The following is a 14,221-nucleotide window of genomic DNA, read 5'->3' as shown; positions in this document are numbered from 1 at the left end:
TCGCTCAGCGCTTAGTAGTCGCCTTCGGTACCTACTTTCAGCTCGTCGAGGGCGGTGGCTAGCTGGGCATCGTTGGGAGCGACGCCGTGCCATTTGTGGCCGTCCATCATGAAATCGACACCGAAACCCATTTTCGTGTCCATCAGAAACATGATGGGGCGGGCTTTGCCGGCGGCAGCCACGCAGTTTTCGAGGGTGGGCAGTAGGGCATCAAAATGGTTGCCGTCGCCTTCGAAGACGTGCCAGCCGAAAGCTTCAAACTTGGCGCGCAAGTCGCCGAGGCCGCCAATCTGGTCGGTGGAGCCGTCAATCTGCTGGCCGTTGCGGTCGACAATGGCAATGAGGTTGTCGATTTTATGGTGCGCGGCGTACATCGCGGCTTCCCAGTTCTGGCCTTCCTCCAGCTCGCCGTCGCCCATCAGCACGAATACGCGCTGCTTGTCGCCGTTCAGCTTTTTGGCCTGGGCGGCGCCGCAGGCCACGCTCAGGCCCTGGCCCAGCGAGCCCGAGGCAATGCGGATGCCGGGCAGGCCCTCGTGGGTGGTGGGGTGGCCCTGCAAGCGCGAGTTGAGCTTGCGGAACGTGGCCAGCTCGCTGGTGGGGAAGTAGCCCGAGCGGGCCAGCACCGAATACAAAGTGGCCGAAATGTGGCCGTTGGAGAGGAAGAACAAGTCCTGATCCTTGCCGTCCATGTCGAACGGCTCGGGCGTGTGCTTCATCACCTTGAAGTAGAGGGCCACAATCAAATCGGTACAACCGAGCGAGCCGCCGGGGTGGCCGGAGTTCACGGCGTGCACCATGCGCACGATGTCGCGGCGCACCTGCGTGGCAATCTGCTTGAGCTCCTCAATGGATTTCTCGGGTTTTTCAACGGTCTTGGCGGTGGTGTCGGTCATAGTCGGGAGAAATTGAGTTCGGTGGGTAAAGGTAGTAAACGGCGTTGCAGCACTACCCAAACGGAGAAGTAACTGTTTTGGCTGAAAATAGCGGTGGTACGTGCATACCGCAACCATTTCCGGTCGGTGAAGTGTCTGGTACGCACGTACCGCGACTATTTTGGGATGATAAAGCCCTGGGTACGCACGTACCACGACCATTTCTGGCCGGCAAAGGGCCTGGTACGTGCGTACCTACCCCTTCGCCGGCCAGAAATGGTCGTTGCAGATGGCTGCAATGGGTAAATCGGGGCGGCGAAGCCCGTTCCGGCCATCCGCAACGGGCTTCGCCGGACAGAAATGGTCGTTCCGGCCATCCGCAAGAGGCTTTGCCGGGCCGAAATGGTCGTTCCGGCCATCCGCAAGGGGCTCAACTGTACGAAAACAGCCATTCCGGTCGCCCGTAACGCCCTTCACGCCAAGACGGAGCTCATTGCAGACGGCCGGAGCCGCTACAGCAGCTGCGCGGCGTGTTCCTTAGTGTCGACTTTCTTGATGATTTTTTCAATTACCCCGTTTTCGTCAATCAAAAACGTGGTGCGCACGGTGCCCATGTAGGTTTTGCCGTAGTTCTTCTTTTCCTGCCACACGCCGTAGGCCTGCACGATTTTCTTCTCGGTATCGACCAGTAGCGGGAACGGCAGGTCGTATTTCAGGGCGAACTTCTTATGGGCCGCTTCGCCGTCGATGCTCACGCCGATAACCTTGATGTTTTTAGCTCGCAGCTCCTCCTGGTGGTCGCGCAGGTTGCAGGCCTGGGCGGTGCAGCCAGGGGTATCGTCTTTGGGGTAAAAATAGAGCGCCACTTTCTGGCCGCGTAGGTCGTGCAGGGAAATGAGGTTGCCATCTTGGTCTTGAGCGGAGAAATCGGGGGCGGGTTGGCCGGGTTCGAGGGTCATAGGGGTTTGGGGTAAATGAGAAACGAAGGAACAACAAACTCCCCTCCTTACCAAGGAGGGGATGTTCGAGCCATTGGCTCGAACGGGGGTGGTTGGGGGCGTTGAACAGCCGTTTGCGGGGGCGTGCATGAGGCTCGGATGAGTTCGGTGCGCCTCGTTCAATGCCCGCAACCACCCCAATTTTTGCTGCGCAAAAATGTCCCCTCCTTGGTAAGGAGGGGAGTTTGATATTCTGCTGGGTTGCCTACAGGCTCAGTGGAATCACCCGCTCATTGCCGGCCTGGTCGGTCAGGCGCAGCTCGGCGGGGCCGCGCAGCCGGGGGCCGAGCGTATCCTTGGCTACGGTGAAGAGCGTGGCGTTCTTGTGCTCGAAGCGCAGCAGCCGAAACTTGCCGCCGATGAGCAGGCGGTAGGTGGCAAGGCCCGAAAGGTCGTCGCCCACCCGGAACAGCAGTTGCCCGCCGGGCCGGCCGATAAGGCTACCTTTAGGCGCAATGGTATCGGTGAGAATGCGGTAGGAGCCGAACTGCCGGATGGCGGCCGTAATCTGGCCCTTTTCGTCCCACTTCCCGCCCAGGTAGGCCTTGCCGCCCTTGGCCGTGGCCGTGTAGATGGCAGTGCGCTGCGGGTCGGCGGGCGGGTCGGCGGGCTTCAGGGTCAGCGTCGCAGTTTTGTAGAGGGGCAAGAGCGGGCTGCCCACCGTCCAAAAGCCGCTGCCGGTAGACTCGGCCTTGTAAGTGGTGTTCAGATAGATGTTGTCGAACAGCGTTTCGGGGCCGAAAACCAGGTTGAGATTGGACGTGGAATAGCTGGTTTCCTTGCCGGCCGGAATCATCACCTGGCGGTCGAATTTCTTGGTGATGGTGCCGAAGCGCAGCGAGTCGGGCAGGCCGGCGCGCAGGTCGTAGAGGTACACGTTTTCGCTGTTCTGGGTGTAGCTCGGGCGAATTTCGAGGCGGCGGCTGCCGCGAAGTAGCAACAGGTTGGCACCCACCGAATCAGCACTGGGGTCGGCGGCCACGGCTTTGAGCAGGTTGCGCGTTATCTCGAAGCGCAAGGCCGGCTTTTTCACGGCAGCCGAGCGAGTTTTGAAATAAATAGGCGGCTCGCCGCGCAGCACCAAGTGCACGGGCGTCTGGTTGTTGTACGAATCGGCCAGAGTGATGTCGATGCTGTAGGTTTTGCCCGCTTCCACAGTCAGGCGGCCCTTGCTGGGGCCGGTGGTATACATCTGAAGGTCGTTGCCTTCGTCCACCCACAGCTTTTGCAGGGTGCGGCCCTGGGTGTGCTGGTAGAGGAAATCGACGAAGTTGCCCACCTGCCGGGTACCCGTCGGGAAGGGCACCGCGTCGATGACGTGCTGGTAAAACGGCTGGCCGTTCACCTGCACCGTCACCCGCTGAATGCCGTTGCGGTTCCAGATATTATCGAACCGGTCGAAGCCCTGCACCAGCAGCCCCACCGTGCCAAAACAGCTGATGGTATCGGGCCATGAGGTGGCCACGCCCGGCCCCGGCTGCACTTTGGGCACGAATACCGACTTGGCAAACACCTTATTCACCCGCGCCTCAATGCCGAGAGGCTCCAGCGCGAAGGCCTGCAAGGTGGGCGCCACGTGGTCCTGAATTTCGGCGAAGCCCCCCCACTGCAAGGGGTTGTATTGCCGGTCCTGAGCATCGCGCACCTCCCAGTGCACGTGCGGGCCCGCCGAGCCACCGGTATTGCCCGACAGCGCCACCACCTCGCCCCGCTTCACCGGAAACCGGTCCTTCTCAAAAAAGGCTTCCAGCTCGTAGCTCTGCTTATCGTACTGGCGGCGCAGCAGCTCGGCCGCAACGGGCCCCTTGAACTCGTTCAGGTGGCCGTACACGGTGGTCAGGCCATTGGGGTGCGTGATGTAGAGCACGTTGCCATAGCCGAACGACGACTGCTTGAGCCGCGAGATGTAGCCATCGGCGGCGGCATACACGGGCTGGTTGACGCCGCCGCCGGTTTTAATATCAATGCCGCCGTGAAAGTGGTTGGGCCGCAATTCGCCCATGCTCCCGGCCAGAAAACCCGGCTTGCCCGGCGCGATGGGAAACATAAAATACCCTGCCGGCACCACTGGCTTACCAGCCTTCGGCAGCTCGCTCCCGGTGCGGCTACGCTCCGAGGTATCGGCTTCCTGCCCTCCTACTCTTCCAGGTTGGCCGGCCAGCAAGGCCAGCGCCAATCCGATAATCAACTTCACTCGGTTCTTCAATTTACAAATACTCAAGAAGAACGTCATGCTGAGCGCAGCCGAAGCATCTCGCTCGCATCGTCCTCACGATTGGATTACTACCACACGCGAGATGCTTCGGCTGCGCTCAGCATGACGTTCAATTACATTAAAATCAATTATCTACTTCACATTCAACTCCAATAGCTTCTCCCCTTCCAGGTAGCCCGCCAGCTGGTCGCCCAGCTTCACCGGGCCCACGCCGGCCGGCGTTCCGGTGAACAGCAAATCCCCCATCTTCAGAGAAATGTATTTCGATACGAAGCTGATGATTTTGGCGAACGGATGCAGCATCAGGCCCGAATTTCCGGTCTGCCGGGTTTCGCCGTTCACTTCCAGGTGGAAGTTGATATTGGCTAAATCGGCGAAGTCGGCCACCGGTTTGAAGGCGGGAGAAATAGGAGCCGAGCCGTCGAAGGCTTTGGCCAGCTCCCAGGGCAGGCCTTTCTTTTTCAGCTCACTTTGCAAGTCGCGGGCGGTAAAATCGATGCCCAGGCCGATGGCGTCGAAATAGGTGTGCGCAAACTGCTCGTCGATGTGGCGGCCGTTTTTGCTCACGCGCAGCACCAGTTCCAGCTCGTGATGAATGTCTTGCGAAAATTCCGGAATAAAGAACGGCTGACCGCGTTGCAGCAGCGCCGTTTCGGGCTTGAGGAAAATGACGGGCGCTGACGGTACCTCGTTATGCAGCTCGGCAATATGGTCGGCATAGTTGCGGCCGATGCAAATAATTTTCATGGTGGAAGGACGGGCGAAACAGAAAGAAGTCAAAACTACGCCCCGGTAATGGCTTGCGGCAACCAACTGGCTGGGTTTTCCACTTTCGCAATTTGCACTACCCGAACATTTATATGGGCTGCTGCCGTATAGACGGCCGCCACTACCTCGGTTCAGGCTCCGCCTAAGGTCAGCGCGGCTAAACGTGCGCCCTGCCTCGGCAGTTGCCCTTCTTTTTCCTACTCCAGTTTAGTCTCATGCTGAAAAAACTCACCCTCGTCGCGGCCCTGTCGTTTACGGGCGCCTGCACCACAGTGCCCATCACGGGCCGCAGCCAGCTCAGCCTGGTGAGCGACAGCGAGGTCAATTCCCTGGCCGCCACTCAATACCGCGAGGTTATCGCCAAGGGCCCGCTCTCTACCAACTCACAATACGTGAGCATGGTGCGACGCGTGGGCCAGCGCATTCAGGCCGGCGTTGAAACGTATTTCCGCCAACAAAATGCCCAGGACCAGCTCACCGGCTATAAGTGGGAGTTCAACGTTATTCAGGACGATAAGCAGCAGAATGCCTGGTGCATGCCCGGCGGCAAGGTAGCAGTATACACCGGCATCCTGCCCGTCACGCAGGACGAAACCGGCCTGGCCGTGGTCATGGGCCATGAAATAGCCCACGCCGTAGCCAAGCACGGCTCCGAGCGCATGAGCCAGAGCCTCATTCAGCAGCTGGGCGGCCAGGCCCTTTCCGTGGCCTTGGCCAACAACGCGCCCGCCACTAAGGAAATGGCCTTGCAGGCCTTCGGTGTAGGCTCGCAAGTGGGCCTGCTGAAGTACGGCCGCAACCAGGAAACCGAGGCCGACCATCTGGGCCTGATTTTCATGGCCCTGGCGGGCTACAATCCCGATGGCGCCGTAGCGTTCTGGCAGCGCATGGACGCCAGCGCCAGTGCCGCCGCGCCCCCCGAATTCCTATCCACTCACCCCTCCAACGGCACGCGCATCGCCGATATCCAACGGGAGCTGCCAGAAGCCCGCAAGTACTACAAGCCTCGCTAGAATGGGGCAGACAAAGCCCTTTCTTAGCTGCAGCTCTACAGCCCAGTTACATAGCACATTCACTACTATACTTATTTAATGATTAAATTGCATTTGCAACCAACACTCATTAAGTCATGTCCCCTTCGCCCATTCCCTCATTGAATATGAAATACTTTCCTCGCCTGCTCGGTTTAGGTTTATTAGGCCTATTGATAAGTTTGCTGGTCATGGCGTGCGAAACCACCAAGCATACCACCAACGAATTTGGCAGTCTCAATCCCATCGAAGGCGATGTAATTCTGCGGCCCGAAAGCCGACAAATCGTGCATTTCACCGACAGCTCGGCCGAGTACAAAACACCCCGCAGCGAATTGGCGCAGGCCTTCATCCGGCAGTTTGGCGACGGCACGGTAGTCGATAAAATTCTGGTGCGCAAGGCACCAATTGGCCCACAGGGCCCGGTGGTCTACTACCTCATTGGCGTGGGCCTGCGCAACGGCATGTTCCGGGCCATGGCCCTGCCCCTCACCAGTGGCGGCGACAATACGTTTTACCTCAGTCCCACGGCGGCCCGCTACACCATCACCAGCGTGCGGTGCCCGGCCTGTTTCTTCAACTTTGAGAATGGCCGCATCGTGGGCACCAGTTGCGGCGAAAACTCTACTGGCAGCAACTGTGACCTCAAAATAGACAGCAACAACTCCCTCTTCGCCTCCTCTCCCACCCCCTCCCGATGAGTACTTCCGGCAAATGGCTCCTGCGCCTCAGCCTCACGGCCCTGGCCTTGCTTATCACCACCGACCGACCACGGCGGCCCGCCCCTAAAACCCCAAAAAAGCCCGCCGAATAGCGGGCTTTTTTGGGGTTTTAGGGCTTGGCTAAGAATACGACAGCGCAAAGTCCCTGATGCGGGCGGCTAAGTCCGCAATATCAACCTTCTCGATGGGGTGGGGCGTGTTGGCTAATACTGCGTAGTGCGCTTGTGGCAAGTGCTCAGCTAAGACCTTGCTTGCGTTGCCCCTGTTGGCGGTCAGGTCGCCATCACCTATCAGTACCTGTACGGGCACGTGTAGCCCCGAAAAGTCGGCTGCTGCCAGAGGCGGGGCATCTCCTGCAGCAGTCATCAGGGCGGCAACGGCATGCACTAAGGCGGTCCAGTCAGCCGGCGCGTGGCGCTGGCGCAGCACCTCAACGAAGGCCGGTACTTTGGCCAGCATCTTCTCTGGGTCAAGCAGCCGTATTTCGGCCGCTGCCGATTCCGGCGACCAATCCAGCTTGGTACCCAAGGTGGTGATGGAAGCGAACAGGCCCGCTTCCCAACTGGCTGCCAGCAGTGCCGCGTAGCCGCCCATGCTATAGCCAAATACGTGCGCCGGCGCTGTTTCGTACTCCGCTAAAAAGGCTCGCACCTCCTCGGCAAAATGCGGCAAGCTAACTGTTTCAGTGTTCACTTCCCGCCCACCGTGGCCAGCAAAGGCGAAGGTCTTTATCGTGAATTGAGCAGCCAGCCTTTCGGCCAAGGGCTGCAGGGTATCGGGGCTCCCCAAAGCGCCGTGCAGCATTAATAGCGTTGGCTTTTCCATCTCAACCGGTGATTTCAGCCGCCAGAGCAGCCAAGTCTAGGCCATCGAACGTGCCCGACGACATAAGGAGCAGGTTGGCATTGGCCCACTCCTGCGCCCGCAGAAAAGCCGCCAGCTCCGCGCTATCGGTAATCACCCGGATATCGGGGCGCTGGAAGGCCTCGGCCACCGTAGCGGCGGCCAGCGGCGGCAGGCGCTTGTGTTCCAGTACGTGCGGATTGAAATACACCACTGCGACATCGGGCGCGTCGAAGCAGTGCGCGTACTGCGGCAAAAACGCCGGATTGAGGCTGCTGAACGTGTGCAGCTCCAGGCAAGCCACCAGCCGCCGCTTCGGAAACTGCTGCTTCAGGGCCGCAGCAGTGGCTTTCAGCTTGCTGGGTGCGTGGGCAAAGTCCTTATACACCACCGATGTGGCACCCTGCCGCACCAGTTCCAGCCGCCGGGCCGCACCAGGAAACGAAGCCACCGCTCTAAAGAAATCCTTGCCCTTAATGCCCAGCTGCTTGCACACCTCCTTGGCGGCCGAGATATTGCGCAGGTTGTGCTCGCCAAACACTTGAATGGGCACCTCTTCGTCCTTCTTGTTCAGCAGGAACGTGTGCCCGTCGCGAATAACGTGTTCGTGCGGCCCGTAGCCGATGTAGGTCACGTCGGGGTTGGTGGGCACGGCAATGAGTTGGGTTTGCTCGTCGTCGCGGTCGTAGATGAGCACACCAGCTTTGGGCGTCATATCGGCGAAAATACGGAACTGCTCGCGGTAGATTTCCTCGGTCGGAAACACGTTGATGTGGTCCCAGCTAATGCCGGAAATCACGCCGATGTGGTGCTGATAGAGGTGGAACTTGGGTCGCCGGTCTACCGGCGACGACAGGTATTCGTCGCCTTCAATGATGATGACCGGAGCATCTTCAGTGAGTTGCACCATCAAATCGAACCCGGCCAGCTGCGCGCCCACGGCGTAGTCGAACTGCCGGTTGTGGTAGCGCAACACGTGCAGAATACAGGCCGTAATGCTGGTTTTGCCGTGCGAGCCGCCGATGACGATGCGCTGCTTATCGCGGCTGGCTTCGTAGATGTACTCGGGGAAGGAATACACTTTTAGGCCCAGCTCCTGAGCGCGCAGCAGCTCGGGGTTGTCGGGGCGGGCGTGCATGCCCACAATCACGGCGTCGAGGTCGGGGGTGATGCGGCCGGCGTCCCAGCCTTCCTGGGCGGGCAGCAGGCTGGCCGCGGCCAGGCGGCCGCGGGCCGGCTCAAATATTTCGTCGTCGGAGCCCGTCACGTGGGCGCTGCGGCGGTGCAGGGCCAGCGCCAGGTTGTGCATGATGCTGCCGCCCACGGCAATCAAATGAATCCTTTCGGGTTGCTCGTTTCTAGTTGCTGGTGCCAAAGGAGTGGTTGCTAATTGTCGGTTGCTGTTGCCGGTTTCCAGATAGTTGGCTGTCACTTTTTAGCTGCTGCCGATGCAGTAGACTGACAACTAGCAACTGACGACCAACACCCGAAAACTGACAACTGAAATTGCCGGACCGCGAAAGTACAAACTCCTAGCTGCCGGGGGCATTCCATAGCCAAAAGAAACGATTTTACCAGCCAATCTTTTACCCGGCTTAGAGGTTAGCTTTGTGTACATCGTGGGCTGCCCGGTTTTCGAAACATTACCGTAAGCCTATTTCTCTGTTGCCCCAATACCCTGAGATTCTATGCAAGACCGGATGGACGACCGCCTGAAGCAATCCGCAGCCCGAGCCAAAGCGGCTTTGGCTAACCGCGGACCTGCCGGGCTCGTACCCTTCAATGCTAGCGCGGCCGGCAAGCTGCCGCCCCAGGCTCCCGAACTGGAAATGGCCGTTCTCGGTGCCCTGATGCTGGAAAAAGACGCGCTCACGTCGGTTATCGACTTGCTCAAGCCTGAGAGCTTTTACAAGGACAGCCACCAGCGCATTTACCGGGCCATCATTCGGCTGTTTGATAAATCAGAACCCATCGACCAGCTCACCGTAGTGCACGAGTTGCGCGAAATGGGCGAGCTCGAAGCCTGCGGCGGCCCCTTCTACGTGGCCAACCTCACGCTGAAAGTGAACTCGGCGGCCAACGTCGAATACCACGCTCGTATCATCACCGAAACGTCTATCAAGCGCGAACTGATTCGGATTTCGAGTGAAATTCAGCGCGACGCCTTCGAGGACACTACCGATGTTTTCAAGCTGCTCGACGATACCGAATCGGCCTTGTTCGAAGTATCCGAGTCGAACATCCGCAAGAACTTCGACGACATGCGCAGCCTGATGGGCAAGGCCATCAAGGAACTCGAAGAAAAGAAAAACCAGAAGGACGGTCTGACCGGTGTGCCCACCGGCTTCACAGCGCTGGACCGCGTTACGAGCGGCTGGCAACCATCTGACCTGGTGATTATCGCGGCTCGGCCAGGCATGGGAAAAACTGCCTTCGTGGTCTCAGCTATGCGCAACGCCGCCGTGGAGTTCAAGCGCCCGGTGGCCATTTTCTCGCTGGAAATGTCGTCGCTACAGTTGGTCAATCGTCTGATTTCAGCTGAAGCAGAGTTAGACTCTGACAAAATTAAAAAAGGCACGCTCGCCGACCACGAGTGGCAGCAGCTTAACCACAAGATTACCGACCTCTCGGCCGCACCGATTTACATCGATGATACGCCGGCCCTGAGCATTCGGGAGCTGCGCACGAAGTGCCGCCGCCTGCGCTCGCAGAAGGACGTGCAGCTGATTATCGTCGACTACTTGCAGCTGATGAGTGGCAACACCGACGGCCGCGGCGGCAACCGCGAACAGGAAATTGCCAGCATCTCGCGGGCCCTCAAAGGCATTGCCAAGGAACTGAACGTGCCCGTGCTGGCCCTGTCGCAGCTTTCGCGCTCAGTGGAAACCCGCGGTGGCGAGAAGCGCCCGCAGCTGAGTGACCTGCGTGAATCGGGCTCCATCGAGCAGGACGCCGACATGGTAATCTTCCTCTACCGCCCCGAGTACTACGGCCTCGACCAGGACGCCGAAGGCAACTCGACTCAGGGCGTGGGCGAGGTCATCATCGCCAAGCACCGGAACGGCTCGCTCGAAACCGTGCAGCTCAAGTTCATTGGCCGCTTCACCAAGTTTGCCGACCTCGACGGCGCTGGGGCCTTCGACACCAGCGGCTACCAGCCCATGGGCCTGCCCGCCAGCACCTTCGACAGCGAACCCAGCGGCGGCTACGCACCCAATACCATCCGTCTGGGCTCAAAAATCAACGAGTCGCCGGTGCCGTTCCCGAAGGGTAATATGAACACGCACGAAGACCCGCCATTTTAATACATGGAGCATCCAGTATCGCCCGCAAGCGTCGCGGTTGGCTTGCCGCTGTACTCGGCGCGGGCGATTCGGATGTTTTCCGTGTTACCCAGCTGCATTGTCGGCGGTGCTCTGACGGCACAAAACCTCCGCGATATAGGCCAGCGTAAAGCAGCGCGCAGGGCCTTGTGGGGCAGCATCAGCTACAGCATACTGCTACTGTGGCTCACCAGCTACATACCCAATTCGATGAGGAACGCCTGGATTCCGCTGGTCACCATCTACGTCGGAGGCGGATATGCGGGAGGTTCCGGCTTGGAAGCGTACTTCAGTCAATTTGTAGAAAATCGTGCTGGGTTCCCTGCCAAAAGCATCGTCAAGCCATTGGTCATTTGCTTGTGCATTTTCGGGCCGCTGTATGTCTTTATCGTTTGTGCACTCATGAGTATTCCGTGGTAGACTGGGCTTCCTGATTCTCATCCCCAAACCGGAGTTGTTTGCCTCCCCTTCGAAGCCGATATAGCTCGTTACTCCAGTGCCGAGGTGAGGTTGCAGGTACTATCGAAGCGTAGCAGCTCCGGGCTCATCTTGAAGCCCCGGCCGCCGAAGCTTTTGCTGTATAGCTCGATGTCGGCCGAAGGGCGACGCCAGCCCCCGCTGCTGCTTTCGGGGCTGGAAGAGTCGCTGGCTTCGAGTACGGCACCGCGACGCACGTGGAGGGCGGCGCACATTTTATCGGCGGTTTTCGCGGCATCGGCCAAGGCCAGTACGTCGGCTTCGCGGCGCAGGCTGTCGGCGCGGCTGTGCCCGTAGCTCAAATCCTTGATGCGGCTGATGCGGGTGGCCAGCAGCTCTTCGAGGTAGGGCGACAGGCGGCGCAGGTCGTTGACGCGGACCGTGACCGACTGCGAGGAGTTGAAGCCGGTGAAAACCTCCTTGCCGCGCACGTAGCCAAACTCCTTGTTCGAAGAAGTGCTGCTCACGCGTACGTCGTTGGGGCCGGGGGCGTAGCGCTTGGACATGGCCAGCACTTGGTCGACCACGGCTTGCACTTCCGCCACGGCATCCTTCAGCCGGGGGCGGGTGAATTCGGCATCCACCGTCAGCTCGGCGTAATCCGGATACACGGTCACGCTGCCGTAGCCCACGCTACGCACCTGGCGGAGTGGCGGAGCCGTAGCGGGCGCAGCCTGGCAGGCAGCTAAAGCAGCCAGTAAGAGAAAGGAGTAGCATTTCCACAAGGTCATCATACAGGCTGGCTTTAAAGCTGAAGTGCAATGTTAAGATTAAAATTGCTGACGTGGCCAAGCCTGCCGACGCCCGAAGACCGCGCAGTACTTTTGCCGCATGAGTGTTGCGCTGCTATTGCTGTGTTTTTTCGCCCTCCTGGCCGGTTTTATTGATTCCATCGTGGGCGGCGGTGGGCTGATTCAATTGCCGGCCATGCTGTTGCTGTTGCCCGGTGTGCCGGTGCCCACGGTGTTTGGCACGGGCAAGGTATCGAGCCTGGCGGGCACGCTGGCAGCCCTGCGCCGCTACCTCAGCGGCCCCGAGCAGTTGGCTGTGCGCTGGCGGGTTATTGCGCTCACAGCGCTGGTGGCGGGTGGATTCGCGCTGTTGGGCTCCCGGGCGGTGAGCCTGCTGCACAAAGAAGCCGTGCGGCCCCTGGTGCTGGGACTGCTGGTGATAATGGCCATTTACACCTTTTGGCGCAAGGATTTTGGTAGCCTTCACGCCCCGCGCCTGCGGGGCCGCCGCGAAATTGTCACGGGCCTGACTCTGGGTGCGGCCATTGGCTTCTACGATGGATTTTTCGGGCCAGGCACTGGCAGCTTGCTGTTGTTTGCCTTCGTGGGCTTGTTTGGCTACGATTTTATCGCGGCCTCCGCGTCCGCCAAGCTGGTGAATGTGGTCACCAACCTAGCCAGCCTGTTCTACTTCGCCAGCACCGGGCAGGTACTGTATAAAGTGGCCCTGCCCATGGCCGCGTGCAACATTCTGGGCTCCACCCTGGGCGCCCGGATGGCGCAACGGCATGGCACGGGCTTCGTGCGGGTGCTGTTTTTGCTGGTCGTCAGTGCCTTCATCCTCAAGCTAAGCTGGGATACGCTCACATAACAAGGTGCGCAGCTATTCCGGCTCCTCCCTCAGACGGCTTGCAGCTGGCGCTGTTTTTTACGGTTCTTACGCACCCGATTCAGCCACAAGATGGTGCCGGTGATGGGAAACGTGGCACCCAGCAGACTAATTACGAAAGCGAGCAGCTTGGTGGGCCAGCCAAATATCGCGCCCGTATGCACTGGCTTAAACAGGCCACGAATCCGCTGGCCCACCGGACGCTGCTCATAGGTTTGACTACGGATTACGCGGCCGGAATATTGGTCGAGATACACCTCGCTGGTAGCATTTTCAGCTATGGCACCGGGGCGCAAAATGGCTACCCGGATGCTGCCGGTAGACTCTTTAGGCAGTTGCAGAGCATACGATTCGGCAGCGGGCTCTTGCAGGCGCACCAGAGCCAGCACGGCATCGGGCCCAAAAGTCGTGGCCGGCGCAGTGCCCATGGCGGGCAGGGCCGAAAGCGGCGGCTCGGGCCGTTTCATCGGCGAATGAGTGAGCTTATTAATGCCCGCGCCAACCCAGTCGAACGACATCCCCACGCCCGTCAAAGCCAGAACAAACAAGAACAGTGAGGCATAAAACCCCAGCACAATGTGGAAATCATGGTTGAGACGCTTCCAGCCGCAACCCCATTTCACGCGGACGCGTGCCGTGAGGGCCTTGCGGGTAGCGGGCCACCACAGCACCAGGCCCGTACCCAGAATAAACAGGAAGATAGCGGCGCTCACGCCCATCACGAGCTTCCCGATTTTACCCGCCACCAGCCCACGGTGCAACTGCTCCACGGTGTGAAAGAATGAGTTGCGGGGATTCACTTCGCCCAGTATGGCAGCCGTATACGGGTTCACGTAAACCCGTGGACCACCTCCTTCGCCCTTGCCTTTGCCCTTTTCAGGGCCTTCGCGCATGTGGTTGGGGCTTGCCTTGGAGACGCTAGGATGGCCTTCACGGATAGCACCAGCCCGGTCGCCGCGACCTTCGCCCCTCCCGCCTTCACCGGGGCCGCCAGCCAGGCTTACCTCCACACTACGAGTAGGGTCGGCATATACTTTCAGCCCTCCGATTTTGGCTTTGGGCTTGTAGGTCTTTACCGCTTCTACCAACCGGGCCAACGGCAGGGGCGCCGTAGTGGCGGGTGCCACAAAGTAGCGCTCCGGGTGCCAGGCCTGCTCTATTTCCTTCTCGAAAGCCAGGATGCAGCCCGTCAGGCACACGAAAACAATGACTAGCCCCGAAGCCAGACCCAGGTAGAGGTGAATGCTCCGTATCACGGATTTAGCCGGATTCATGGGATTTCACTGATTATTGGTTGAGCGAACGAGTGCGTAGCGGAAGTTGATGGAAAGGGTGCGCAGTTCATAATT

At 59.5% G+C, this 14,221-nt stretch carries 13 protein-coding genes; 5 read left to right on the top strand and 8 right to left on the bottom strand.

Going from position 1 to position 14,221, the window contains the following annotated elements:
- Positions 1 to 11: 11 nt before the first annotated feature.
- The 4 genes from WX88_RS05980 to WX88_RS05965 form a co-directional block, all read right to left on the bottom strand.
- Positions 12 to 896 (bottom strand): transketolase, encoded by an 885-nt coding sequence (locus tag WX88_RS05980; protein ID WP_046243400.1) that lies wholly within the window; start codon positions 894 to 896, stop codon positions 12 to 14.
- 491 nt (positions 897 to 1,387) lie between these two features.
- Positions 1,388 to 1,834: a thioredoxin-dependent thiol peroxidase gene (gene bcp / locus WX88_RS05975; RefSeq protein WP_046243399.1), complete on the bottom strand. Its 447-nt coding sequence runs from the start codon at positions 1,832 to 1,834 to the stop codon at positions 1,388 to 1,390.
- Positions 1,835 to 2,078: 244 nt separating this feature from the next.
- Positions 2,079 to 4,067 (bottom strand): M23 family metallopeptidase, encoded by a 1,989-nt coding sequence (locus WX88_RS05970; protein WP_197076688.1) that lies wholly within the window; start codon positions 4,065 to 4,067, stop codon positions 2,079 to 2,081.
- A 153-nt stretch (positions 4,068 to 4,220) separates the two neighbouring features.
- The gene (locus WX88_RS05965) at positions 4,221 to 4,835 is read right to left on the bottom strand and encodes a fumarylacetoacetate hydrolase family protein (RefSeq protein ID WP_046243398.1); all 615 of its coding nucleotides are present in this window, start codon (positions 4,833 to 4,835) and stop codon (positions 4,221 to 4,223) included.
- Positions 4,836 to 5,071: 236 nt separating this feature from the next.
- Between WX88_RS05965 and WX88_RS05960 the strand changes: the two genes are divergently transcribed.
- Positions 5,072 to 5,869 carry a M48 family metallopeptidase gene (locus tag WX88_RS05960; RefSeq protein ID WP_046243397.1) on the top strand — a complete coding sequence of 266 codons (798 nt, stop codon included), beginning with the start codon at positions 5,072 to 5,074 and terminating at the stop codon, positions 5,867 to 5,869.
- Between the two features lie 146 nt (positions 5,870 to 6,015).
- Positions 6,016 to 6,588, top strand: coding sequence for a hypothetical protein (locus tag WX88_RS05955; RefSeq protein WP_156175960.1), 573 nt, complete (start codon positions 6,016 to 6,018; stop codon positions 6,586 to 6,588).
- Positions 6,589 to 6,729: 141 nt separating this feature from the next.
- Here WX88_RS05955 and WX88_RS05950 read toward each other — a convergent pair whose 3' ends face one another.
- Both WX88_RS05950 and WX88_RS05945 read right to left on the bottom strand, forming a co-directional pair.
- Complete coding sequence (locus tag WX88_RS05950) at positions 6,730 to 7,434, bottom strand: alpha/beta fold hydrolase (protein WP_046243395.1); 705 nt, start codon at positions 7,432 to 7,434, stop codon at positions 6,730 to 6,732.
- Between the two features lies 1 nt (position 7,435).
- A complete protein-coding gene (locus tag WX88_RS05945) occupies positions 7,436 to 8,827 on the bottom strand; it encodes a UDP-N-acetylmuramate--L-alanine ligase (RefSeq protein ID WP_262489820.1) in 1,392 nt (463 codons plus the stop codon).
- A gap of 313 nt (positions 8,828 to 9,140) precedes the next feature.
- On the opposite strand from WX88_RS05945, the gene dnaB reads away from it, so the two are divergent.
- Together dnaB and WX88_RS05935 are read left to right on the top strand one after the other, a co-directional pair.
- On the top strand, positions 9,141 to 10,757 hold the full coding sequence (gene dnaB / locus WX88_RS05940) for a replicative DNA helicase (RefSeq protein ID WP_197076687.1): 1,617 nt from the start codon (positions 9,141 to 9,143) through the stop codon (positions 10,755 to 10,757).
- A 3-nt stretch (positions 10,758 to 10,760) separates the two neighbouring features.
- Positions 10,761 to 11,195, top strand: coding sequence for a hypothetical protein (locus tag WX88_RS05935; RefSeq protein ID WP_046243394.1), 435 nt, complete (start codon positions 10,761 to 10,763; stop codon positions 11,193 to 11,195).
- Positions 11,196 to 11,263: 68 nt separating this feature from the next.
- Here WX88_RS05935 and WX88_RS05930 read toward each other — a convergent pair whose 3' ends face one another.
- A complete protein-coding gene (locus WX88_RS05930; protein WP_082115867.1) occupies positions 11,264 to 11,986 on the bottom strand; it encodes an SIMPL domain-containing protein in 723 nt (240 codons plus the stop codon).
- Positions 11,987 to 12,083: 97 nt separating this feature from the next.
- Here WX88_RS05930 and WX88_RS05925 point away from each other — a divergent pair, with 97 nt between their 5' ends.
- Positions 12,084 to 12,854, top strand: a complete 771-nt coding sequence (locus tag WX88_RS05925) for a sulfite exporter TauE/SafE family protein (protein WP_046243392.1) — start codon at positions 12,084 to 12,086, stop codon at positions 12,852 to 12,854.
- Positions 12,855 to 12,883: 29 nt separating this feature from the next.
- On the opposite strand, the gene WX88_RS05920 is transcribed toward WX88_RS05925, so the two are convergent.
- Positions 12,884 to 14,146 carry a PepSY-associated TM helix domain-containing protein gene (locus WX88_RS05920; RefSeq protein ID WP_046243391.1) on the bottom strand — a complete coding sequence of 421 codons (1,263 nt, stop codon included), beginning with the start codon at positions 14,144 to 14,146 and terminating at the stop codon, positions 12,884 to 12,886.
- Positions 14,147 to 14,221: the final 75 nt, after the last annotated feature.

This window comes from Hymenobacter terrenus (genome assembly GCF_000972495.1).
GTDB lineage: Bacteria > Bacteroidota > Bacteroidia > Cytophagales > Hymenobacteraceae > Hymenobacter > Hymenobacter terrenus.
The sequence above is the reverse complement of the archived record's forward strand: the minus strand, read 5'-3'. Positions and strand labels throughout refer to the sequence as shown.